The organism is Allobosea sp. TAF32, from assembly GCF_052113585.1.
GTDB lineage: Bacteria > Pseudomonadota > Alphaproteobacteria > Rhizobiales > Beijerinckiaceae > Allobosea.
Window position 1 is genome coordinate 367,120 of record NZ_JBFRDM010000001.1, and the last position, 21,090, is coordinate 388,209.

Sequence of the window (21,090 nt, forward strand, 5' to 3'; positions counted from 1 at the left end):
GCGATTTCAGCCTCGACACTGGGTTCCGGGCAGGTTCATCCCCTGGCGCCGGCGCGCTCATGGAAGATCAGCCTGTCGAAATTGCAGGCGATATTGGCGAGGGTCAGTTTCGCCTTGGCCCCCGCCAGACCGATGGTGCGATGAATAGGCCGAACCGGTTCTTCTGGTGGACGAAGACGCGCTCGACCGCTGGCCGGATCGTCGACTTGCTGGCATTGGCGCGCGCGACATGCTGCGGCATCGGCCGCCCCGGTTGCTTGCGACGGTGGATACGGCAGACCAGCATCTTCGTGGAAAGCCCCTTCTCGTTTTTCCGCGAGCGATGAGCGCTATCGGATACCAAGCTAGCTTGAGCCCAGTCCAATGGGCCTCCTCTAGCGCCAGTTCCGCCAAAGCGGGTATGGTCCTGAATCGCCTACGCCATCCAAGGGCTCAGATCGGAATGAATGAGCATTTAGCAAAACTTTCAATTGTCACAACGCTATATCGGTCAGCGGGCACGATCATAGAGTTTTATGAGCGCTGTATGGCAGCAGCTTCCCGCGAATTCCAGAACGTTGAACTGGTGCTGGTAAACGACGGTTCGCCCGATGATAGCCTGGCATATGCGCTTGACTTGAAGGAAAGGGATCCGCGTGTGGTCGTCGTCGATCTGTCACGCAATTTCGGTCACCACAAGGCCATGATGACCGGACTGACGGTCGCGTCGGGAGATTACATATTTCTGATCGACAGCGACCTCGAGGAGGAACCAGAACTCCTCAACACGTTCTGGACCCGCTTCCGGAAAGGTGACTGCGATGTCGTCTACGGCCTCCAGGAGACGCGCCGTGGCGGCTGGTTCGAGCGTATAACCGGAAAGATATTCTTCTGGCTCGTCGACAAGCTGAGCGACGAGAAACTGCCACGCAATCTTGTCACTGCGCGCCTGATGACCCGCGACTACGTGCGTGCGCTCATCCGCCATCGTGACCGCGAGTTCTTTATCGCGCACCTTTGGGTGCTGACGGGGTTTCGCCAGGAGCCGCTGACTGTGCGCAAACTGGCGTTGTCGCCAACGACCTACTCGGTAGCACGACGCGTCGAGATGCTGGTCAACTACGTCACGACGACGTCGACAAAAATTCTCTATATAATCCTGTATCTCGGTTTCACGACGGCTTTCATATCTGCAGCCGGTGTTGCCTATATCATCGGCCGCTATCTCTGGGCCGGAGTTGCGACTGAGGGCTGGGCTTCGCTCATTGTGTCGGTCTGTTTCTTCGGCGGTCTCACGATTCTGATTCTTGGCATTCTCGGCATTTATATTGCAAACATCTTCTCCGAGACCAAGCGACGTCCCTACGTGGTTGTGCGCAGAATTCATCGCCACTCTGAGACCGTCGCAGCCGCCAAGCCCCATTTGTAAGGCTACGGTACTGTCTCGTCGCTACGCTCCTGCTGATGGCTGGCTTGGCCAGTTCGTTGTAAAAGCTCTAGCATTTCCGGCGCTTGTTGAATCGATTGTGAAGTGACGCTTTGCCGACCGCCTGATTCAACGTGATCGTTGATGAGGGTGGGCGAAGGCGCGGGCACTGAGCGATGATCTTCGTGGGCGGGTTTTGAAGGCTTCGAGCGAGGGGCATTCGGCACGCCAGGCTGCAGCCCGGTCCGGGGTCGGGATCTCGACGGCGATCCGGTGGATCGCTCGGGCGAGGCTCGGCGAGACGACGGCGCGGGTGCGGGGTCGACGGCGGGCATCGCGCCTGGATGCGCATGCATCCTTCATCGTGGGGTTGATCGAGGATCGCCGGGACACGCTGAACGAGATGATGGCGCGTCTGTCGGGCGAGCGGCCGGTCGTCGTCGGCCACAGCGCGCTCAGTTCCTGGCCGCGGTCGCATGGCTGGACCTTCAAAAAAAGTCCGCCCATGCACTGGAGCAGGAGCGCCCAGACATCCTGACGCGGCGGCGGGACTGGTTCGAGGCCCAGCCCGAGCTGGATCCACAGCGCCTCGTCTTCATCGACGAGACCGGCCTGTCGACCAAGATGGCTCGTTTTCACGGCCGGCTCCGCGCGGCGAACGCTGCCGGGCCGGCGTTCCTCATGGGCACTGGAAGACCACGACCTTCGCCGGAGCTTTGCGCCTCGGGGCATGACCGCCCCGTTCGTCTACGACGGCGCCATGAACGGCATCGCCTTCCTGCCTTATGTCGAGCAGGTGCTGGTGCCGACACTGAGGCCCGGCGATATCGTCATCATGGACAACCGACCACCTTCAGGGCTCTCGCTTGGTGAAAATTACGCAACCGGCCATGGGCAGGTCGCGGAGTTGGTCGGCCGAAAAAGTGTCGCGGTCGTAACGATCGAAGATGGCCCATGCCCAATTGGGCAGCTCGGCCTGCTCCATGTCCCTGTAAGCCTTCATTTGATAAGCGAAGTGGCGGCGAAACTGGCCGACGTTGTCGTGAATTGGATACACGCGCAGATCGGCGTCAGCGGCATCGGCCAGATCCTGCAAGACAGAACGCGGGAAGGCCCATTTGTCGTCTCGGTCACGCCATCCCTCGGTCCTCTGCCGAAAGATTTGGGGCTCGAGCTCGCTGATCTGCAATTCAGCGAATTCAAGAGCGCGCCCGTTTTCGCCGCGGTACCTCGCCTCGCGGGCGATTTCCTGGCAGATCAAGCGCAGGACAGCGTTGCCCGCCTCGAACGGCTCGAAAAAGAATGCAGAGGCGCCGGGCTTTAGCATCCGCATCGCCATATCGATAAATGGCCCCGGCTCCGCGAGGTGGTGCAAGATGGCCGCCCCGAATACACAGTCAGCGATACCTTCCGTCAGGTAGGGCTTCTGCGCGTCCATCGCTACCGGCACGCACCGGTCATTTAGCCCGCGTGCATCCAGCAAGCGCTTCAATATCGCCAGGAGGTTGGGGCTGATGTCCGTCGCGACCAGCCGCGTGCTCTGGTGCAGGTCAAGCATTGGCAACGTCGCGTTGCCAAACCCGCATCCCACTTCAACGATGAGATTTGGATCCTTCAACCCGATCCGTTCGCCAGCCTCACGACAGAGCCCGTGCCAATAATTGAAGCCCTGATAGCGCTGGTAGTAATCCTCAGCGTTCTCCAGGAACACCGCATTTACGCCTTCTCGAGCCGCCCCAACTTCACTCCTTGGTGAAAGCACCCCAGCGAAAGCCGCATTCTCATGCTGTCCTAAGTCTAGAAGCGGCTCTCTAAAAATCCGCCCGGTATCAAACGCCATCTTGTCGACCTCGCCTGATTGGAGGCTCAACCATAAAGAGCACCCGACCGATGGCAAGATCACTCAGATAAACTAACGGAGCTCGACCCGCCTGGCTCTGCGGTGACCTGGGACCGCTTGACGTTAAGGGCTGCGGGCCGCGACAGCGACATGATATGGAGCTTGTCGCTCGTTGGGTTATAGGCCACCTCCACACGCCGATGATATTGCCCGACTGAGGCGGCGAGCCGTCATTGTAGGTGATCGGCTTGGCGGCGAGCCCGTTCGGAGACAGCGTTACCGCGGTGGAAGTGTTCGCCTACGAATCGGCGGTGCTCTGAATGCGCTCGTAGCCCAGTTTGTCCTTCGGGTTGTTCGACCGAGCAAGAATTTCGGACCAATCGTCGAAAAATTCGGCACGGTCTTTGATGTCGGTCGGCGGCCTGAGAGCGGCGGGGCGCAGCACGTCGCGATAATAGCCCGTCACAAGCCGCTCCAGTTCGGTTCGGCTCGACTTGGAAAGATCGTGACGGCCCACCTTGTTCGCGAAGGCCAGTTCGGCGTCATCGGTTCGGCGCAGCTCGTCAAACTGAGCTAAGTAGAAGGTCAGCTTCTCGCCCATCTAGCGAAGCGCCCGCTTCCGGTCCTTAGTCTTGTCCCGGATGATCCCGGTCTTTCGCTTAAACCTGTGCTTGAAGGCTCCGACCACGTCCTCCGGCACGCGCATATCGAAATAGAACCGACCGTTGCGGACGATCAGGTACGGTGTCTTGGGCACGGCTTCGCTGCTCATGCATGCCGAAATGGATGGCAGCCCGAGCCAATTAAACCGTTGGATTTTCGGGAATTTAAGCCCTTCAAGGGCTTAGGCGGCGAATGGCGCTCCCTAGGGGACTCGAACCCCTGTTTTCGCCGTGAGAGGGCGACGTCCTAGACCGCTAGACGAAGGGAGCAGCGCCGGTCGTGGGCGTCTCTGTAGTCGGAGCGCCGCAACGCCGCAACTGCTTTTTTGAAGCTGTCCCGACAAAAATCCGCGGATCGGCCCGAAGGGCTTCGATTGAGGCGGCGAACATCCCCGCCTTTTCCAGGCGGACGCGGCCTCGAGATGGAGACGAGCGGAACATCCCGTCGGTAGCCGGCTCAAGCGATGCGCCGCTCACGCGAAAAAGAGCGGTGCGAGCCGCGCAGGAAGCGGCCAACAGGTCTTGCAAGCCCGCCGGCGAGATTGAAAGTTGCCGAGGCAGCTTGGGGGAGCGTTTCGGTGGGCGGCGGAAGCGAGCAGCGACGATCCCTAGCCTTCACCGCCCTGCGCCACGGCCGCCTTGCCTTTCGGGCCGGGCTCGGCGGCCTCATCGCGATCGTCTACCCCCCGGCCTGCGTCGCCTGCCAGGCCGCGACCGGCGAGGCGCAGGCGCTCTGCCCCGCCTGCTGGGGCGGCATCGGCTTCATCGAGCGCCCTTATTGCGAGCGGCTCGGCACGCCCTTCGCCGTCGATCTCGGCCCCGGCCTGCTCTCGCCGGCCGCGATCGCCGATCCGCCGGTCTTCACGCGGGCCCGTGCCGTCTGCCGCTTCGACGGCGAGGCGCGCGAACTGGTGCATCGGCTGAAATATGGCGACCGCATCGAACTCTCCCTGACGCTCGGGCGGATGATGGCCCAGGCAGGCCGCGAACTGCTCGGCGAGGCGGAGATCGTCGTGCCCATCCCGCTGCACCGCGCGCGGCTCTGGAGCCGGCGCTTCAACCAGGCCGCAGTGCTGGCCGGCGTTGTCTCGCGCCAGGCGAAGCTCCCGCTCGCGCCCACCCTGCTCGCGCGCGTCAAGCGCACGCGCCAGCAGGTGGGGCTCACCCGCTCGCAGCGCGCCGATAATCTGCAGGGCGCATTCCGGGTGCCGGATGCGCAGCGCCCTCAGGTCGAAGGCCGGCGCATCCTCCTGGTCGACGACGTCCTGACAACCGGCGCGACCGCCAATGCCGCAGCGCGGGCGCTGTTGCGGGCCGGCGCGCGCGATGTCGACATCCTGACCTTCGCACGGGTCGTGACGGATGGCCGGGAAGGCACTACATGAGAGGGCAGCATCTTATCGAGAGCCCTCAGCCCATGCCGCCGGTCACGATCTACACCACCTCCTGGTGCCCCTATTGCAAGGCGGCCAAGACGCTCCTGACCCGAAAGGGGGTCGCTTTCTCGGAGATCGATGTCGATGGCCAGCCGGAATTGCGGCAGACCATGACGGCCCGGGCAGGCGGGCGCACTTCGGTGCCGCAGATTTTCATCGGCGAGCGCCATGTCGGCGGCTCGGACGACATCCACGCGCTCGATGCCCGCGGCGAGCTCGACGAGTTGCTCGCAGCCTGAGGCACCTGGCCTTCACTGCCCCGCCATGCCCGGCAGGCAGCGCTCCTTGCGTGCCGATTTGCCTTGGCGACGCGGCGCCACCATCTAAGATCACATGATCCGCTACACGCTCATCTGCGACAACGGCCACGAATTCGAGAGCTGGTTCCCCTCCTCCGGCGGCTTCGAGGAACAGGCGAGGCGCGGCTTCGTCACCTGCCCGGCCTGCAACAGCGCCAAGGTCGAGCGCGCGATCATGGCGCCCAATGTCGCGCGCAGCGATCTCGGCGCGCGCGCGGCCGAGCCCTCGCTGGAAGCGCCTGCGCCTGCGGCCGCATCGCCGGCCCCGGTCGCGCTGATGAGCGACAAGGAGAAGGCTTTCCGCGAGATGCTGACCGCGCTGCACCAGCACGTGCATGAGAATGCCGAGCATGTCGGAGAGCGCTTCGCCGACGAGGCGCTGAAGATCCATCATGGCGAGGCGGAATCGCGCGCCATCTATGGCGAGGCAACGGCCGACGATGCCCGCATGCTGCATGAGGAAGGCGTGGATTTCCTGCCGCTGCCGCGCTTGCCCGGCACACGGAACTGAAGCCTCCGGCCGGAGCGGCGCGAAACTCCGCCCGGCGGCGCGCGAGTTCCCATAAATATTCAGGCCGCGAAGCGCCCAATTTTGCGTTCTTTGGCAAAGCGTTAGCATGTAGCCCGATGCAAGGGAGGGTCGCTCCGACCGGTCTTTGCGTCGCGGGGCCTTCCTTCCCGGATTAACTTTCTGTTATTGATTTCGGGTTTCTTTGCCGGTGATCCCGGTGCGCCCCCCGGCTGCCCATGATCCCGAACTCAGGAGGTTGCCGCATGAAGCGGGCCGCGATCGCTGCGCATGGTCTCCGTTCTGGCGGAGTTTTCAGGTACGGCGGACGTGGATCGGTCCCGATTCTGATGGCTCTCCTTGCGCCGGCCCTGGGCGCCTGCAGCATGTCGCCGGTCGATTCGGCCGCGGTCTCCGCGCCGACGACGAAAGAGCCGACAGCCGCGCGCAAGCGCGCCGTCGCGCTCGCCAAGGCCGATCCGCGCGAGAAGGAGTGCCTCGTCCGCGCGATGTATTTCGAATCGAACCGGTCGAGCGAGGCCGGCCTGCTCGGCGTCGGAACGGTGGTGATGAACCGGGTCGAATCGCAGCGGTATCCTGAGACGATCTGCGGCGTGGTCGGCGCGCCCCGCCAGTTCGCCGCCGGCGTCCTCACCCGCCCGATGCCGGAACACACCCGGCCGAAGATCGAGGCCATCGCGGACGACATCCTCAACGGCCGCCGGAACGAGGCGGTCGGATCGGCCAAGCATTTCCATATGGCCGGCATGCGCTTCGGCTACGCCAACATGCATTACGTGACCGTAGCCGGCGGCAATGCCTTCTATCTCAAGGGCGAGCGTCCCGAGCGCAGGCGGATCGAAGAGCCGACGATCCAGCTCGCCTCGGCATCCACCTCCGCGCCGCTCGCGACCGCCACACCGGCCGTGTCCACATCCTTCGCCTCGGCGCCGCTTGCCTTCGCTCCGGAGACGGCAGCACCGAAGCTCGTAACGTTCCAGGCACCGGCGGTCATGCTGGTCAAGAACGCGCCGCTGCCGCCGGGCCGGCCGCTCGATCTCGATCTGCCGAAAGCCTCCGTCCGCGCCTTCGTCGTGCCTGCGAAGGCCGACAACCGCGTGGCTCTTCTTGCGGCGTCCGAGATCCGGGGCAGCCTCTCCTCGCGATAGCCGCTCGACGCGCGCGGGAACAGTCACCGCCTTCATCCAGAGGAGCAGGCCATCGGCCCGCTCTCAAAGGAGGATGGTCCAGATGGTTCCAGAACTTTCCTGAAGCATCCTTCGAGACGCGGCCTTCGGCTACTCCTCAGGATGAGGGCTTGAGCATAGGCCCGGCTCAAGCCGAAAACCGTCCGCCTAACGTCGAAGGGGACATCGCGGAAGCTCTGGCGTTATCTTCGCCGCAGTGCAACATTCAGATTGCTCTGCAATACGGGGAGACGCCATGACCGCGACGAAGCTTGGCGGCCAGCAGACGGGCCAGCGCGACAAGCCCTGGATCTTCCGCACCTATGCGGGGCACTCCGACGCGGCCGAGTCCAACCGGCTCTACCGGACCAATCTCGCCAAGGGGCAGACCGGCCTGTCCGTCGCCTTCGACCTGCCGACACAGACCGGCTACGACCCGGACCATGTGCTGGCCCGCGGCGAGGTCGGCAAGGTCGGCGTGCCCGTGAGCCATCTCGGCGACATGCGGGCGCTGTTCGACCAGATCCCGCTGGCGCAGATGAACACCTCGATGACGATCAACGCGACGGCGGCCTGGCTGCTCTCGCTCTACATCGCCGTCGCCGACGAGCAGGGAGCCGACCGCAAGCTGCTGCAGGGCACGACGCAGAACGACCTCGTGAAAGAGTATCTCTCGCGCGGAACCTATGTCTTCCCGCCGCGCCCCTCGATGCAACTCACCACCGACATCGTCGTCTTCACGGCCAGCGAGCTGCCGAAATGGAACCCGACGAATGTCTGCTCCTACCATCTGCAGGAGGCTGGCGCTTCGCCGGTGCAGGAATTGTCCTTCGCGCTGGCGACCGCGATCGCCTTGCTGGATTCGATCCGCGCCCGCCCTGAGGTCAGCCCGGAGGAATTCCCCGGCACCGTCGGGCGCATCTCCTTCTTCGTGAATGCCGGGATGCGCTTCGTCACCGAGCTCTGCAAGATGCGGGCTTTCGTCGAGCTTTGGGACGAGATCACGCTCGGCCGCTACGGCATCGCCGATGAGGCGATGCGCCGGTTCCGCTATGGCGTGCAGGTCAATTCGCTCGGGCTGACCGAGCCGCAGCCGGAGAACAACGTCTACCGCATCCTGATCGAGATGCTCGCCGTGACGCTGTCGAAGAAGGCGCGCGCGAGGGCCGTGCAGCTGCCGGCCTGGAACGAGGCGCTCGGCCTGCCCCGCCCCTTCGACCAGCAATGGTCCCTGCGCATGCAGCAGGTCCTGGCCTACGAGACCGACCTGCTCGAATTCGGCGACATCTTCGACGGATCGACCGTGATCGATGCCAAGGTCCGCGAGCTCAAGGAAGCCGCACTCGAGGAACTCGCCAGGATCGACGACATGGGCGGCGCGCTCGCGGCCGTCGAGAGCGGCTACATGAAGCAGGCGCTGGTCGAAAACGGCGCACGCCGCATCGAGGCGATCGAGCGTGGCGAGCAGGTCGTCGTCGGCGTCAACAAATTCACCAACAGCGAGCCCTCCCCGCTCTCGGCCGGCGATGGCGCCGTCGTCACCGTGCCGGATTCGGTCGAGACCGAGGCCGTGGCCCGGCTCAAGGCCTGGCGCTCCGCCCGCGATGCGAAGGCCGCCGAAGCCGCACTGGCCGAGCTCGCGGCCAGTGCCCGCGAAAACCGCAACGTCATGCCGGCCTCGATCGCCTGCGCCAAGCTCGGCGTCACCACCGGCGAATGGGCGCAGACCCTGCGCGAGATCTTCGGCGAGTACCGCGCCCCGACCGGCGTTGACACCACCAGGCTCGGCGATGCGAGCGGCCTCGCCACCGCCAAGGCGGCCGTGGAGAAGGCGACCGAACGCCTCGGCCGCCCGCCGCGCTTCCTCGTCGGCAAACCCGGCCTCGACGGGCACTCGAACGGTGCCGAGCAGATCGCGGTGCGAGCGCGCGATGCCGGAATGAATGTGAGCTATGGCGGCATCCGCCAGACGCCGGAGGAGATCGTCAGCGAGGCCCAGGAGAGCGAAGCCGACATTATCGGGCTCTCGATCCTCTCCGGCTCGCATCTGCCGCTGGTGCGGGACGTCACGGCCCGGCTGCGCGTCGCCGGCATGGACGTCCCGGTCGTGGTCGGCGGCATCATCCCGCCCGACGACGAAAACGCCCTGCGCAACATGGGCGTGGCGCGTGTCTACACGCCGAAGGATTTCGCGCTGGACGGCATCATCGCCGATGTCGCGGGGCTGGCGGCGAAGAAAAGTTGATCGCTCTCCGCGTCATGGCCGGGCTTGTCCCGACCGTACACGTCCGGCGGTCGCAGGTGATGTTCAAGCGTCATGCTCGCCACAAGGGCGAGCATGACGGCGGAGGCTAGACCATCCCCACGCTCTTCAACTGCTGATAGGCCTTCAGGATTTCCTGAAGCGTGCCTTCGCGCGAGCGGTCGCCGCCATTGGCGTCCGGATGGAAGCGCTTCACCAGCTCCTTGTAGCGCGCCTTGATCACGACCGAGTCGGCGGTGTCGTCGAGGCCGAGCGTATCGAGCGCCTTGCGCGCGACGACGCCCACGCGCGTTTCCGGCTGGGCCGCCTGCTGCTTGTTGCGCGCGCCGAACAGATTGAAGGCGTCGTGCATGTCGGCGCTGGCGTCGCCATTCGCCTTGCGCCCGCGCTGCGACATCCGCGCCGCCTTGGAATTGACGCCGAGCTTCCAGGTCGGCCTGTGGCCGATCTCCTCCTGCTTCGCGTAGGCCGCGAGCGCGTCGTCATCCATGCCGGCGAAGTAGTTGTAGGTCGCGTTGTAGGACTTCACATGCTCCATGCAGAACAGGAAGAACTGGCCCTCGCGGCCGCGCCCCTTCGGCGCACGGAATTCGCCGCCGCGCGCGCAGCCGGGATGGTCGCAGCGCGGCGCATCGCTGTCGACGGTCGCTTCCGCCTCGGAAGAGCCGATCCTGATGCTGTCGAAAAGGCGTGAGTTGATGTTCATCGTCGACGGTTTATGAGACGCAGGGTTCGGGCCGGCAAGTGCGATGCAGCACATCGCCGAACCGAAAGGACAATCATCGCAACGGTGGCACGATCATGACCGCAATCGCTGAAAGAATCACGCGAAAGCTGACCGAAGCCTTTGCGCCACAGGAATTGAAGGTGATCGACGAGTCGCACCAGCATCAAGGCCATGGCGGCTGGCGCGAGGGCGGAGAGACTCACTTCCGCGTCAATATCGTGTCGGAAGCCTTTGCCGGCAAGAGCCGGCTCGAGCGCCACCGCCTGGTCAATGCGGCACTGGCGCAGGAACTGGCCGACCGCGTCCACGCGCTGGCGATCGCAGCGAAGGCGCCGGGCGAGAGCTGAGCGCCGCTCGCCGCGGCCACCGATCCGAGCCTGTGGAGGCCGGTCCGGCGCTACCTGACCGCGGGGGCGGCAGCCTTCGACTCCGACGGCGAGGCCGCATAGACGGCAAGTGTGGCCGCCAGCGCGACGCCCATGAAGACGAACAGCCAGCCGAAGGTGGTCTGCGGCTCGTAGCCGTGCCTGTCGAGGGTGTTGACGAGCCGACCCGAAAGCCATTGCATCACGCCCGCCCCGCCCATGAAGACGAAATTCATGAAGGTGACGCCGCGGCCGATCTCCAGAGGCGACATGAAGGCGCGCGCATGCGCCATCACCACGGCATAGGTGACACCGAACAGACCGATGACGAGGAAGAGGCCAACCGCGAGGCGGGGCGATTCCTGTCCCCAGAGTGCCAGCACCAGGCACGCCAAGACTACGATCACCCCACAACCCACGACTGTGATCTTGGCGCCGATCCGTCGATAGAGCGGCAACACCAGCAGCGCTCCCAGCGCGATGAAGCCGCCCATGGCCATCGCCGCATAGCTGGTCGCGGCAAGGTCGAAGCCGTGCACGGTCTGGAGATAGGGCGCGATCCACAAGCCGCGCGTCGAGATCGTCACCCCGTAACTCACGAAGGTGAAGGGGAAGATCAGCCAGAGCGGCCGCTTCACCAAGATCTGCCGGATTCCCTCCAGCAGCGAGACATGCCGTTGCGGAGTGTCGGGCAGCGGCGGCGGGTCCTTCAACAACAGGATCACCAGCAAGGCCGTCAGCGCCACGATTCCGGCGAGGCCGAAGACAGTCGCACGCCAACCATAGGCCGCCAGGAAATAGGCGAGCGGCGCGCCGCTCAGGGGATCGCCGACGGAGCCGAACCCGATCAGGAGTGACGACATCGTCGCGAAATGCCGCGGCGAATAGAGCCGCGCGGCGAGATAGAAGCCGGACATCAGGATGGGCGAGCAACCGATGCCGATCAGCGCGAGGGCCGTCAGGGCAGTCACATAGTTTTGCGACAGGCCGAAGATCACCGTCCCGGCGACGGCGACGAGAAGGAAGCCGGCCAGCGTCCGCCGCGGGCCTATCCGGTCGAGCGCATATCCGACCGGGAATTGCGAGAGCGCGAAGGCGACCAGCCAAGCGGCCTGCAGGCTGCCGAGCTGCCCCTGATCGAGGCCGAGATCCCGCGTGAGATCCCCCGAGATCACGGCCAGAAAGGCGCGGAAGAACTGGCTCAGGATATAGGCGAGCAGCAGAACGACGAAGCTCGTCACATCAGGCCGCCTTTGCTCGGCGGCCTGTGTTCCGGCGCTCCCGCTGTCCGCAAGCCCGCTCTGCGCTTGCCCGGGACGCCCGCCTCACTTGATGCGTTCGAGCACGGAGACGTAGTTCGCGACCGCGGCCCCGCCCATGTTGAAGATGCCGCCGAGGCGCGGCTCGCTGAGCTGCATGCCCTCCGGCGCCTCGCCGGTGAGCTGCATCGCCGAGAGCACATGCATCGAGACGCCGGTCGCGCCGATCGGATGGCCCTTGGCCTTGAGGCCGCCGGAAGCATTGACCGGCAGCTTGCCGTCCTTCTGCGTCCAGCCTTCCTTGATGGCGCGGGCGCCGTCGCCTTCCTTGGTCAGGCCCATCGCCTCGTATTCGATGAGTTCGGCGATGGTGAAGCAGTCATGCGTCTCGACGAAGGAGAGGTCGTCGAGCGTCACGCCGGCCTGGGCCAGGGCTTTCTGCCAGGCGAGCGCGCCGCCCTCGAACTTCAGGATGTCGCGCTTCGACATCGGCAGGAAATCCTGGACATGGGCCATGCCGCGGAAACCGACGGCGCGGCGCATCTGCAAGGCGGTCGCCTCGTCGGCCAGCACCAGCGCAGCGGCGCCGTCCGAAACCAGCGAGCAGTCGGTGCGCTTCAGCGGGCCGGCGACATAGGGATTCTTCTCGCTCTCCTCGCGGCAGAAGGCATAGCCGAGATCCTTGCGCATTTGCGCATAGGGGTTCTCGACGCCGTTCTTGTGGTTCTTGGCCGCGATCATCGCGAGCGCGTCGGACTGGTCGCCGTGGCGCTGGAAGTAGGCGGCGGCGATCTTGCCGAAGACACCGGCAAAGCCGGCCGGCGTGTCGCCATCCTCGGGCAGATAGGAGGCCTTGAGCAGGTTCTTGCCGATCTCTGCCCCCGGCGTCTTCGTCATCTGCTCGACGCCGACGACGAGCACGATCTTGGCGTCGCCTGCCTTGATCGCCCGCACGCCCTGATGGACGGCGGCGGAGCCGGTGGCGCAGGCATTCTCGACGCGGGTGGTCGGCTTGAAGCGCAGGGCCGGATCGGCCTGCAGGACGAGCGAGGCGGTGAAGTCCTGTGCCGAGAAGCCGGCGTTGTAGTGGCCGAGCACGATCTCGTCGACCTGATCGGCGGTGATGCCGGCATCGACCAGTGCGTCGGTCGCGACCCGCACGATGAGACTTTCGACGGTTTCGGCATCCTGCTTGCCGAACGGCGTATGCGCCCAGCCGACGATTGCAGCGCTCATGACGGCTCTCCTTATAATGTGTAGCTACACGTCATCTTGGCAGCCTTGCGCCGCCCGGCAAGCCGGTATCCGTGCATGATCGCCGTGCGTGGATCGGCTGACTCTTCTTGTCTCCAGCACTAGCTGGCTGCTGGGCTCATCGCAATGCCACCGAGAGCAGCAGCCCGACGCCGCCGACGATCATCGCCATGCCCAAGATCTCGCGCCGGCTTGTGCCTTCGGAAAAGAGGCGACGCGAGGCGATCTGCGCCAGCGGCACCTCGATCAGCGCCAGCGTGCGGACATTCGCGGCCGTGGTCAGCGAGAAGCCGATGAACCAGAACTGCGAAGCGGCGGCTCCGAGGAAGCCGGCGGAGAGCGACCGGCGCCAGTTCTTGAGGCTCCGTAACAGGGCCTCGCGATTGGCGGCGAGCAGGTAGGCCGTGAGGATCAGCGTCTGCAAGCCGAGGCCGAGCACGAGAATGGTCGAGGCGCGGATCAGGAAGCCGCCCTCCGGCAGCGCCTGAATGCCGCCGCGAAAGCCGATCGCCGAGAGGGCGAAGAAGGCACCCGAGACGATGCCGAGCACGGCCGGGCGCAGGCCGGCGCGGGTCAGTTTCTCGCCGGGTTTCCACGAGACGACGATCACACCGGCCGTCGCGATCGCGATGGCGAGGAACTTCAGCGGCGTCAGCGCGTCGCCAAGCAGGAACGCCCCGAACAGCGCGACCTGCACGGGCTCGGTCTTGGTGTAGGCGGTGGTGACCGCGAAGGAGCGCTCGCGCATCGCCGCCAGCATCAGCGCCGTCGCCGCAATCTGCGTCAGCGCGCCCCAGAGCGTATAGCCCAGGGAAGCCATGCCGACGGCCGGCGGCAACCGCTCCAGACCGATGCAGGCCAGGACCAGGAACAGCACGGCGAAAGGCAGGCCGAAGAGGAAGCGCACCTGCGTGGCGCCGACGACGCCGATGATGTCCGTGAGGGAGCGTTGCGCCAGATTGCGGGCAGTCTGCAGCAGCGAGGCGAGAATCGTCGCCGGAATCCAGAGAAGGCCAAAAGCCACGGTAAGCTCCGGGAAGGAATGAGCGCCTAAGGTTGCCCGCCGCTTTTGAACCGACGCTCCCGTCTAGGCAAATCGCTCGGCAGAGGGTAGGTATGCATCTGCTGGCTGGCGACTGCGTCGGCCGTCTCGAAAATGCCGCATGCGTCGCGTTGAAAGCTGCGCGTCCCGCTTGGTCCAGACTGCCCGCTTCCTCTTCGTCCCGCCAGCTTCATCCAGACAGGTTCAAAGCCCGCCCGATGACCCCCTCCCGCTTTGCCGCCGTCCTCGCCCTCAGCTTCATCGCGACGGGCCCCGCTCTCGCCGGGGCGAGTCTGGTCGTCGACGCGTCGAGCGGTGCGGTTCTCTCGAGCGAAAACGCGACGCAGGCCTGGCGGCCGGCCTCCACCACCAAGATGATGACGATCTATCTCGCGCTGAAGGCGGTGCGGGAAGGGCGCCTCGCACTGGAGACCGCGATCCCGGTTTCGAAGCTCGCAGCCAGCCAGCCGCGCGTGAAGGTCTATGCCCGGCCGGGGCAGGAGATCACGCTCGACAACGCGCTGCGGATCATGATGGTGAAATCGGCCAACGACATCGCCTATGTCGTGGCCGAGGGCGTCGGCGGCGATGTCCCGACCTTCGTCGGCATGATGAATGCCGAGGCTCAGCGCCTCGGCATGCGCGACAGCAATTTCGTCAACCCCAATGGTTGGGACCATCCCGACCAGCAGACCAGCGCGCGTGATCTCGCCGTGCTCGCCATGGCGCTGATGCACGACTTCCCGCAATATTCGGACTATTGGAACACCTCGGCCGTGCAGCTCGGCAAGCAGGTGATGCAGAACACCAATGGCCTGGTCGGCCGCTACCCCGGCATCGAGGGCATGAAGACGGGGTTCACCTGCGCCTCCGGCTTCAACGTCGTTGCGACGGCCAGCCGCGGCGGCAAGACGCTGATCGCCGTGGTGCTCGGCTCGGTTTCCGGCGTCGAGCGCACCGTCAAGGCCGCCCAGCTCCTCGACGACGGCTTCAGCCGCTGGGGCGGAGGCGGCATCACCGTCGCCTCCATGGCGCCCAGCGGCACGCGCGCGCCGAATATCTGCGACGACGTTCGCCATCGCGGCGGCGGCGTGGCGCTGGCTGACGATGCCGACATCTCCGGCCCGATCGCCGCTTCGGCTGCCGCCGGCGGCAATGATTCGGACGGCGGCCGGTTCGGCGGCTTCACGACGCAGTCGGCAGGCCCCGTCGCTACGCGCTCGCCGCGCGGGCGCATCGTTCTCGGCCAGCGCGCGCAGGTCGTGCCGGTTCAGGTCTCCTTCGGCCGCACCGCCGGCTCCGCCGCCGCTCCGCTCGCCGCCAACGCCACGGCCCAGCCGGAATCGCGGGTCGCGCGCGGCACGGCCCCGACGATCGAGCCGGGCGCTCCCGTCGCCGCCGGGCTCGCCATTGCGCCGCGCCGCACCGCGTCGAGCAATGGCGCGATCCCGCGTGGCACCACCGCCTTCGCCCCCGCCGATGCGCCGGTCCAGCCCTCCGCCAATGCGTTCGAGGCCGGCCCGCTGCGGCTTCAGGGCGCGGTCCAGCGCGGTGCGGCGAATGCCGCGAGCCTGCGTGCGGGCGCGGCCGCCGGCATCAAACCCGCTCCCCGCAACGCCAAGGCGCAAGCGGCCAAGCCCCAGCCCGCAAAGACTCCGGCGACCAAGCCCCAACCCGGCAAGGCGCCCGCCAGCACGAGCTCACTGCCCAAGCCCCGGCCGTCGCAGGCTGCCGTGAAGCCGCAGGCCGACAAGCCCGCGGCCAAGGCAAAGGCCAAGCCCGCCAGCGACGCCTGAGGCCTGATTGGACACGGGGGCAGCCAGCGCACGCCAGGGTTTGCTGCTGGCTTTTGCCTCGGCGGCCGCCTTCGGCACCAATATCGTCAGCGCGCAGATCGCCGGGCAGGTCGGCCTCAGCGGTCCTTTGCTCGTCTTCTACCGCGTCCTGCTGATGCTGATCCTGGTCGGCGGCGCCGCGCTGGCCTGGCGCAGTTCCCTCAGTCTCGCCCGCAACGAACGGCAGCCCGTCCTGCTCTTCGGTCTCGCGACCGCGTTGGTCGGCACCGCCTATCTCTCCTCGGTCAGCTTCGTGCCGGTCTCGGTCGCGGCTGTGGTGTTCTACACCTTTCCGATCCTGATCGTGCTGACCGAACCGCTGTTCACGGCAGCCCCCTTCCGGGCCGACCGGTTCGCAGTCGCGCTCATGGCCTTCCTTGGAATCGCACTGGTCGTCGGCCCCGACCTCAGCGGGCTCGATCCTCGCGGGCTCGCCCTCGCCTTCATCGCCAGCCTCAGCGCCACCGCGCAGTTCTTCGCCGCCGCGCGCTGCGCCGAGGTCGCGACGCTGCCGAAGCTGTTCTGGTCGCATATCGTCATCCTGCCGGTGACGCTGGCGATCCTGCTGATCACGGGCGGGCTGCTGCCGCCGCAGACCTTCCTGCTCGCGCCGATCGCCGTCGCCATTACCTATGGCGGCTACATCGTCGGATTCCTCTTCCAGATCCTGGCGCTGGCGCGCATCGCGCCCGGGCCGGCCGGCCTCGCCTTCTGCGCCGAACCGGTCTTCGCCGTGGCGATCGCCGCCATCGTGCTCGCCGAGCGGCTGGGCCCGCTGCAATATGCCGGCGGCGCCCTTGTCATCGTCGCGCTGGTCATTAATGTAATAGTAGAACATTCGCGGCGGGGCGTGGTGCCTGCCTGAAGGCTGGATCGTTCTGTGTCTCAGGACGCATGGCGGCGCCCCAGCCCTTTGACGAAGCGTCGGATTTTCCCGGAAGGTGGATTCCCCTTTTCGGTCCGATGCGCTGAGACCGGACGACAGATCATGACCGGCGCCAATGCCCGCCCTGCTCCCATACCGCTGACCCTGCTCACCGGCTTCCTCGGCGCCGGCAAGACGACGCTGCTGAACCGGCTGCTGAAGGACCCTGCGCTCGCGGACACCGTGGTGCTCGTCAACGAATTCGGCGAAATCGGGCTCGACCACCTGATGGTCGAGGGTGTCGAGGAGAACATGATCCTCCTCGAATCCGGCTGCCTGTGCTGCACGATCCGCGACGATCTCATTGTCACGCTCGAGGATCTGCTGCGCCGGAGGGATAATGGCCGGATCGGCGCCTTTGCCCGCCTCGTCATCGAGACGACCGGCCTCGCGGACCCCGCGCCCATCCTGAACGTGCTGATCAACCACCCCTATCTTGCCATGCGCTTCCGGCTCGACGGCGTCGTCACGCTCGTCGACGCCGTCAACGGCATGGCGACGCTCGATGGCCATGAGGAGGCGCGCCGGCAGGTCGTCGCCGCCGACCGGCTCGTCCTGACCAAGACCGACCTCGCAGGCCCGGCCGATGCGCTGCGCGCACGCCTCGCCGCGCTGAATCCCGGCGTCGAGATCCTTCCTCCGGATGCGGCGGCGAGCGCGCTGACGGGCGCCGGCCTCTACGATCTGGCTGAGCGCCCGGCTGCGCTGCGCCGCTGGCTGGCCGAAACCGAAATCCCCGATCACGGCCACAGCCATCATCACCATCACCATGACCACGGGCACGGGCACGGGCAGGACCCGCATGACGTCAATCGTCACGACGACGCGATCCGCGCCTTCGCGGTGACGGCCGATCGGCCGGTCGCCCGCAGCACCTTCGATCTGTTCTGGACCCTGCTGCGCTCGATCCATGGGCCGCGGCTGCTACGGCTGAAAGGCCTTGTCGATGTAGCCGAGCAGCCCGGACATCCGCTGCTCGTGCATGCCGTCCAGCAGATCCTGCATCCGCCCGTCACGCTCGACTCCTGGCCTGATGCCGACCGGCGCTCGCGCCTCGTCCTGATCGTCAAGGATATCGAGGAGGAGACCGTCCAACGCCTGTGGTCGGCCTTCCTCGGCCAGCAGGCGGAGCGCGCCGAGGCCGCGCGCTCCTAGCCACCCTCGACCGGTCGCCCTGGCACAGCCGCAGCGGCCTGCTTCTTGAAGCATCTCTCCCGCATGGCGAGGCACATGCCCGTGTCTCGCCAATACGGCACAGCCTTGCGCCGGAGCGACGCATCGGGAGCGGGAGCGGATGAGCAAGATCATGGCCCTGGCTAGCGTGGGCGGCACGGCGTCGATGATGCCGACCGGGGCGCGATCGCATCCCGGCACGGCGGTGCACTGCGAAATCCGCCCGCTCTCCTCCTGCGACGGGATCGTCGAAGAATGGGCTGATCTCGCAGCGCGTGCGATCGAGCCCAATCCCTTTCTCGATCCCGGATTCGCGCTCGCTGCGGCCCAGCATCTCGTCTCGTTCCGTGACGTCGCGCTCATGCTGCTCTGGCAGGGTGAGGCAGCACGGCAACCGCGCCGACTGATCGGCCTCGTGCCGTTCCGCCGGCGCCAGCGCTTGTTCGCGGCCGAGGCTCTCGACGAATTCGCCGATCCCCGCCTGTTCAACGGCACGCCCCTGATCGACAGCACTTTCGTGGCGCCAGCCCTCTCCGCGCTGCTGCGTGCCTGGCGCCGGGAGGCGGGGCCGACCGCCGGCCTGACATTCCCGGCGGTCGATCCGGCCGGACCGTTCGCGACGGCACTCATCCGCATAGCCCGCAGGCACGGCTTCGCGGCGGACTGGCAAGATATTGGCTTGCCCGGCCCGCGGCTGGCGGACTCGGCCGGCCCCAGGGGGGCACGGACGGCTTTGGAGGCACAGGGAACGCTGCGCCTCGAAGAACCTTCGACCCTTGCCGGCCGGCGCGACGCCGTCGAGATCCTGCTTGCGCTGGAGGCGTCGGGCCAACGTGGGCAGACCGGCCGGGCAACCCTTCAGGATATCCGCGAGGCCGCCTTCCTGCGCAGCATGAGCCGCAACCTCAGCCGACAGAAACTGTGCCGGATCGCGCTGCTGATGCTGGACGAAAAGCCGATAGCGGCAGCACTGACGCTCGGCCGCGCTCCGTCGCGCTGGCTCTATCTGGCGGCCGGCGATGACGGCCTGGCCCCGGCCAGGCCGCTGGCGCTGCTCCTAGCGATGATGCGCAAGGCCGCTCCCGCGCGCTCGATCAGGCTCGCTGGCGGCCTGCCGATCTTCGAAGCCGTGAGCGGCGGCTTCGGAACGCTGCGCCTCAACCATCGACGGGCCGGCACCCCGGCCGATCTGGCAGCGCGTATTCGCCGGCGGATCGGCCAGTCGCTGTTCAGGCCTCGGCCCGCAGCACACGGCGGATGATCTTGCCCGTCGTGGTCAGCGGCAATTCGCCCCGAAACGCGATCTCGCGCGGATACTCATGCGCCGAAAGCCGTGAGCGCACGAAGTTCTGAAGCTCGGAGACCAGAGACGGCGAGCCGTCCTGACCCGGCTTCAGGACGATGAAGGCCTTGACGATCTCGGTGCGCAGCGCGTCGGGCTTGCCGACCACCGCAGCGAGCGAGACTGCGGGATGTTTCAGCAGGCAATCCTCGATCTCGCCCGGCCCGATCCGATAGCCGGAGGAGGTGATGACATCGTCGTCGCGGCCGATGAAGCGGACATAGCCGTCGGCATCCTGCGCGCCCTGGTCGCCGGTGGTCATCCAGTCGCCGACGAACTTCGCCGCCGTCGCCTCCGGATTGCGCCAATACTCGAGGAACATCACCGGGTCGGGCCGGCGCACGGCGATCTGCCCCTCCTCGCCGACAGCGCAGACCGAGCCGTCGGGCCGGATGATCGCGACATCATGGCCGGGAACCGCCTTGCCGATGGAGCCGGGCCGGCTCACGCCGATGGCGGCGCTGGAGGCAAGGACGAGATTGCACTCGGTCTGGCCATAGGCCTCGTTGATCGTGAGGCCCAGCGCCTCGCGCCCCCAGGCCAGCGTCTCGGCGCCGAGCGCCTCGCCCGCCGCCGCGACCGTGCGCAGGTTGAGCCGCCAGCGGCCGCGCGGATTGCCGGCGCCGCGCAGCATCCTCAGCGCGGTCGGCGGCACGAAGGCGTTGCGGATGCCGAGATCCTGGATCAGACGATAGGCCTCGTCGGGCCCGAAGCGCGTCACCGGCCGCGCGACCACCGCGACGCCGAAATGCAGCGCCGGCAGCAGCATGTTGAGCAGGCCGCCGGCCCACGCCCAGTCGGCCGGCGTCCAGGCGAGGTCGCCCGGCCGCGGCATGAATTCATGCGGCATCTGCACGCCCGGCAGATGGCCGGGCAGGACGCGGTGGCCATGCAGCGCGCCCTTCGGATTGCCAGTCGTGCCCGAGGTATAGATCATCAAGGCCGGATCGTCCGGCGTGGTCTCCACCGGCGTGAAATCGGGGCTGCCTTCGGCGAGGAGATCCTCCCAACCTTGCGCGCCGCGATCCGGCCCGTCGGTCGAAATCAGCAAAGCGAGTTCCGGCAGCGGCTGCGCGATCTGGCGGAGCTTGGCGAGGCCGGCTTCGTTGGTCACCACGACCTTCGCGCCGGAATCCTCCAGCCGGTAGGCCAACGCATCCACGCCGAACAGCGCCGCCAGCGGCACCGCGATGGCGCCGAGCTTGTAAGCCGCGAGATGGGCGGTCAGCACCTCTCGCCCCTGCGGCAACAGGATGGCGACGCGGTCGCCACGGCCGACGCCGCGGGCGCGCAGGGCGTTGGCGAGACGGTTGGAATGCTCGCGGAACCAGCCGAAGCTGACCGGCGTCACCCGCCAATCCTGCGAAACCTCGATGATGGCCGACCGTTCCGGCGCGCTCGCGGCCCAGCGGTCGCAGACGTCGACGGCGATGTTGTAGCGATCCGGAATGCGCCAGCGGAAAGCGTCACGCAATGCGGCGTAGTCGGTCAGGTCTGGCAATATCAAGATGGAGGTCCGGTGGCAGGCGCGGCACGATAGGCACGCGCTCAGCCCCTGTCACCTACCC

Annotated in this window: 20 protein-coding genes, 1 tRNA gene and 1 pseudogene; 13 read left to right on the top strand and 9 right to left on the bottom strand. The window is 66.4% G+C overall.

All coding sequences use genetic code 11. The annotated features are described in order from the left end of the window. The first annotated feature begins 59 nt into the window (after positions 1-59). From AB4Z16_RS01600 to AB4Z16_RS01610, 3 genes and pseudogenes are all read left to right on the top strand, one after another. Positions 60-326 carry a hypothetical protein gene (locus tag AB4Z16_RS01600; protein WP_441510127.1) on the top strand — a complete coding sequence of 89 codons (267 nt, stop codon included), beginning with the start codon at positions 60-62 and terminating at the stop codon, positions 324-326. A 116-nt stretch (positions 327-442) separates the two neighbouring features. Beyond that, entirely contained in the window at positions 443-1,408 is a 966-nt protein-coding gene (locus AB4Z16_RS01605; RefSeq protein WP_441510101.1) for a glycosyltransferase family 2 protein, read from the top strand. Between the two features lie 166 nt (positions 1,409-1,574). After that, positions 1,575-2,255: pseudogene (locus AB4Z16_RS01610) on the top strand (IS630 family transposase); the annotation flags it as partial. A 3-nt stretch (positions 2,256-2,258) separates the two neighbouring features. On the opposite strand, the gene AB4Z16_RS01615 reads toward AB4Z16_RS01610, so the two are convergent. From AB4Z16_RS01615 to AB4Z16_RS01630, 4 genes are all read right to left on the bottom strand, one after another. Further along, positions 2,259-3,245 (bottom strand): class I SAM-dependent methyltransferase, encoded by a 987-nt coding sequence (locus tag AB4Z16_RS01615; RefSeq protein WP_441509572.1) that lies wholly within the window; start codon positions 3,243-3,245, stop codon positions 2,259-2,261. A 298-nt stretch (positions 3,246-3,543) separates the two neighbouring features. Then, the gene (locus AB4Z16_RS01620) at positions 3,544-3,846 is read right to left on the bottom strand and encodes a hypothetical protein (protein WP_441509573.1); all 303 of its coding nucleotides are present in this window, start codon (positions 3,844-3,846) and stop codon (positions 3,544-3,546) included. After that, positions 3,847-4,002 carry a hypothetical protein gene (locus AB4Z16_RS01625; protein WP_441509574.1) on the bottom strand — a complete coding sequence of 52 codons (156 nt, stop codon included), beginning with the start codon at positions 4,000-4,002 and terminating at the stop codon, positions 3,847-3,849. Between the two features lie 99 nt (positions 4,003-4,101). Further along, positions 4,102-4,177, bottom strand: a tRNA-Glu gene (locus tag AB4Z16_RS01630). A 353-nt stretch (positions 4,178-4,530) separates the two neighbouring features. Here AB4Z16_RS01630 and AB4Z16_RS01635 point away from each other — a divergent pair. From AB4Z16_RS01635 to AB4Z16_RS01655, 5 genes are all read left to right on the top strand, one after another. Continuing rightward, the gene (locus AB4Z16_RS01635) at positions 4,531-5,292 is read left to right on the top strand and encodes a ComF family protein (RefSeq protein ID WP_441510102.1); all 762 of its coding nucleotides are present in this window, start codon (positions 4,531-4,533) and stop codon (positions 5,290-5,292) included. A 32-nt stretch (positions 5,293-5,324) separates the two neighbouring features. Beyond that, entirely contained in the window at positions 5,325-5,582 is a 258-nt protein-coding gene (gene grxC / locus AB4Z16_RS01640; RefSeq protein WP_441509575.1) for a glutaredoxin 3, read from the top strand. 94 nt (positions 5,583-5,676) lie between these two features. After that, positions 5,677-6,153, top strand: coding sequence for a DUF1178 family protein (locus AB4Z16_RS01645; protein WP_441509576.1), 477 nt, complete (start codon positions 5,677-5,679; stop codon positions 6,151-6,153). Between the two features lie 383 nt (positions 6,154-6,536). After that, entirely contained in the window at positions 6,537-7,319 is a 783-nt protein-coding gene (locus tag AB4Z16_RS01650; protein ID WP_441509577.1) for a cell wall hydrolase, read from the top strand. A gap of 274 nt (positions 7,320-7,593) precedes the next feature. Continuing rightward, a complete protein-coding gene (locus AB4Z16_RS01655) occupies positions 7,594-9,582 on the top strand; it encodes a methylmalonyl-CoA mutase family protein (RefSeq protein ID WP_441509578.1) in 1,989 nt (662 codons plus the stop codon). A gap of 106 nt (positions 9,583-9,688) precedes the next feature. Here the strand turns inward: AB4Z16_RS01655 and AB4Z16_RS01660 are convergent, their stop codons facing one another. Continuing rightward, a complete protein-coding gene (locus tag AB4Z16_RS01660; protein WP_441509579.1) occupies positions 9,689-10,306 on the bottom strand; it encodes a J domain-containing protein in 618 nt (205 codons plus the stop codon). A gap of 95 nt (positions 10,307-10,401) precedes the next feature. On the opposite strand from AB4Z16_RS01660, the gene AB4Z16_RS01665 reads away from it, so the two are divergent. Continuing rightward, complete coding sequence (locus tag AB4Z16_RS01665) at positions 10,402-10,674, top strand: BolA family protein (RefSeq protein WP_441509580.1); 273 nt, start codon at positions 10,402-10,404, stop codon at positions 10,672-10,674. 50 nt (positions 10,675-10,724) lie between these two features. On the opposite strand, the gene AB4Z16_RS01670 is transcribed toward AB4Z16_RS01665, so the two are convergent. From AB4Z16_RS01670 to AB4Z16_RS01680, 3 genes are all read right to left on the bottom strand, one after another. Beyond that, positions 10,725-11,933, bottom strand: coding sequence for an MFS transporter (locus AB4Z16_RS01670; protein WP_441509581.1), 1,209 nt, complete (start codon positions 11,931-11,933; stop codon positions 10,725-10,727). Between the two features lie 84 nt (positions 11,934-12,017). Further along, on the bottom strand, positions 12,018-13,187 hold the full coding sequence (locus tag AB4Z16_RS01675) for an acetyl-CoA acetyltransferase (RefSeq protein WP_441509582.1): 1,170 nt from the start codon (positions 13,185-13,187) through the stop codon (positions 12,018-12,020). 136 nt (positions 13,188-13,323) lie between these two features. Continuing rightward, positions 13,324-14,229 carry an EamA family transporter gene (locus tag AB4Z16_RS01680; protein ID WP_441509583.1) on the bottom strand — a complete coding sequence of 302 codons (906 nt, stop codon included), beginning with the start codon at positions 14,227-14,229 and terminating at the stop codon, positions 13,324-13,326. Between the two features lie 236 nt (positions 14,230-14,465). On the opposite strand from AB4Z16_RS01680, the gene AB4Z16_RS01685 reads away from it, so the two are divergent. From AB4Z16_RS01685 to AB4Z16_RS01700, 4 genes are all read left to right on the top strand, one after another. After that, positions 14,466-16,043 carry a D-alanyl-D-alanine carboxypeptidase family protein gene (locus AB4Z16_RS01685; protein ID WP_441509584.1) on the top strand — a complete coding sequence of 526 codons (1,578 nt, stop codon included), beginning with the start codon at positions 14,466-14,468 and terminating at the stop codon, positions 16,041-16,043. A 7-nt stretch (positions 16,044-16,050) separates the two neighbouring features. Then, entirely contained in the window at positions 16,051-16,947 is an 897-nt protein-coding gene (locus tag AB4Z16_RS01690; protein WP_441509585.1) for a DMT family transporter, read from the top strand. 123 nt (positions 16,948-17,070) lie between these two features. Beyond that, complete coding sequence (locus AB4Z16_RS01695) at positions 17,071-18,162, top strand: CobW family GTP-binding protein (RefSeq protein WP_441509586.1); 1,092 nt, start codon at positions 17,071-17,073, stop codon at positions 18,160-18,162. Positions 18,163-18,301: 139 nt separating this feature from the next. Further along, the gene (locus AB4Z16_RS01700) at positions 18,302-19,441 is read left to right on the top strand and encodes a GNAT family N-acetyltransferase (protein ID WP_441509587.1); all 1,140 of its coding nucleotides are present in this window, start codon (positions 18,302-18,304) and stop codon (positions 19,439-19,441) included. Here the strand turns inward: AB4Z16_RS01700 and AB4Z16_RS01705 are convergent. Then, positions 19,410-21,026: an AMP-binding protein gene (locus AB4Z16_RS01705; protein ID WP_441510103.1), complete on the bottom strand. Its 1,617-nt coding sequence runs from the start codon at positions 21,024-21,026 to the stop codon at positions 19,410-19,412. The genes AB4Z16_RS01700 and AB4Z16_RS01705 overlap by 32 nt on opposite strands. Positions 21,027-21,090 lie beyond the last annotated feature (64 nt).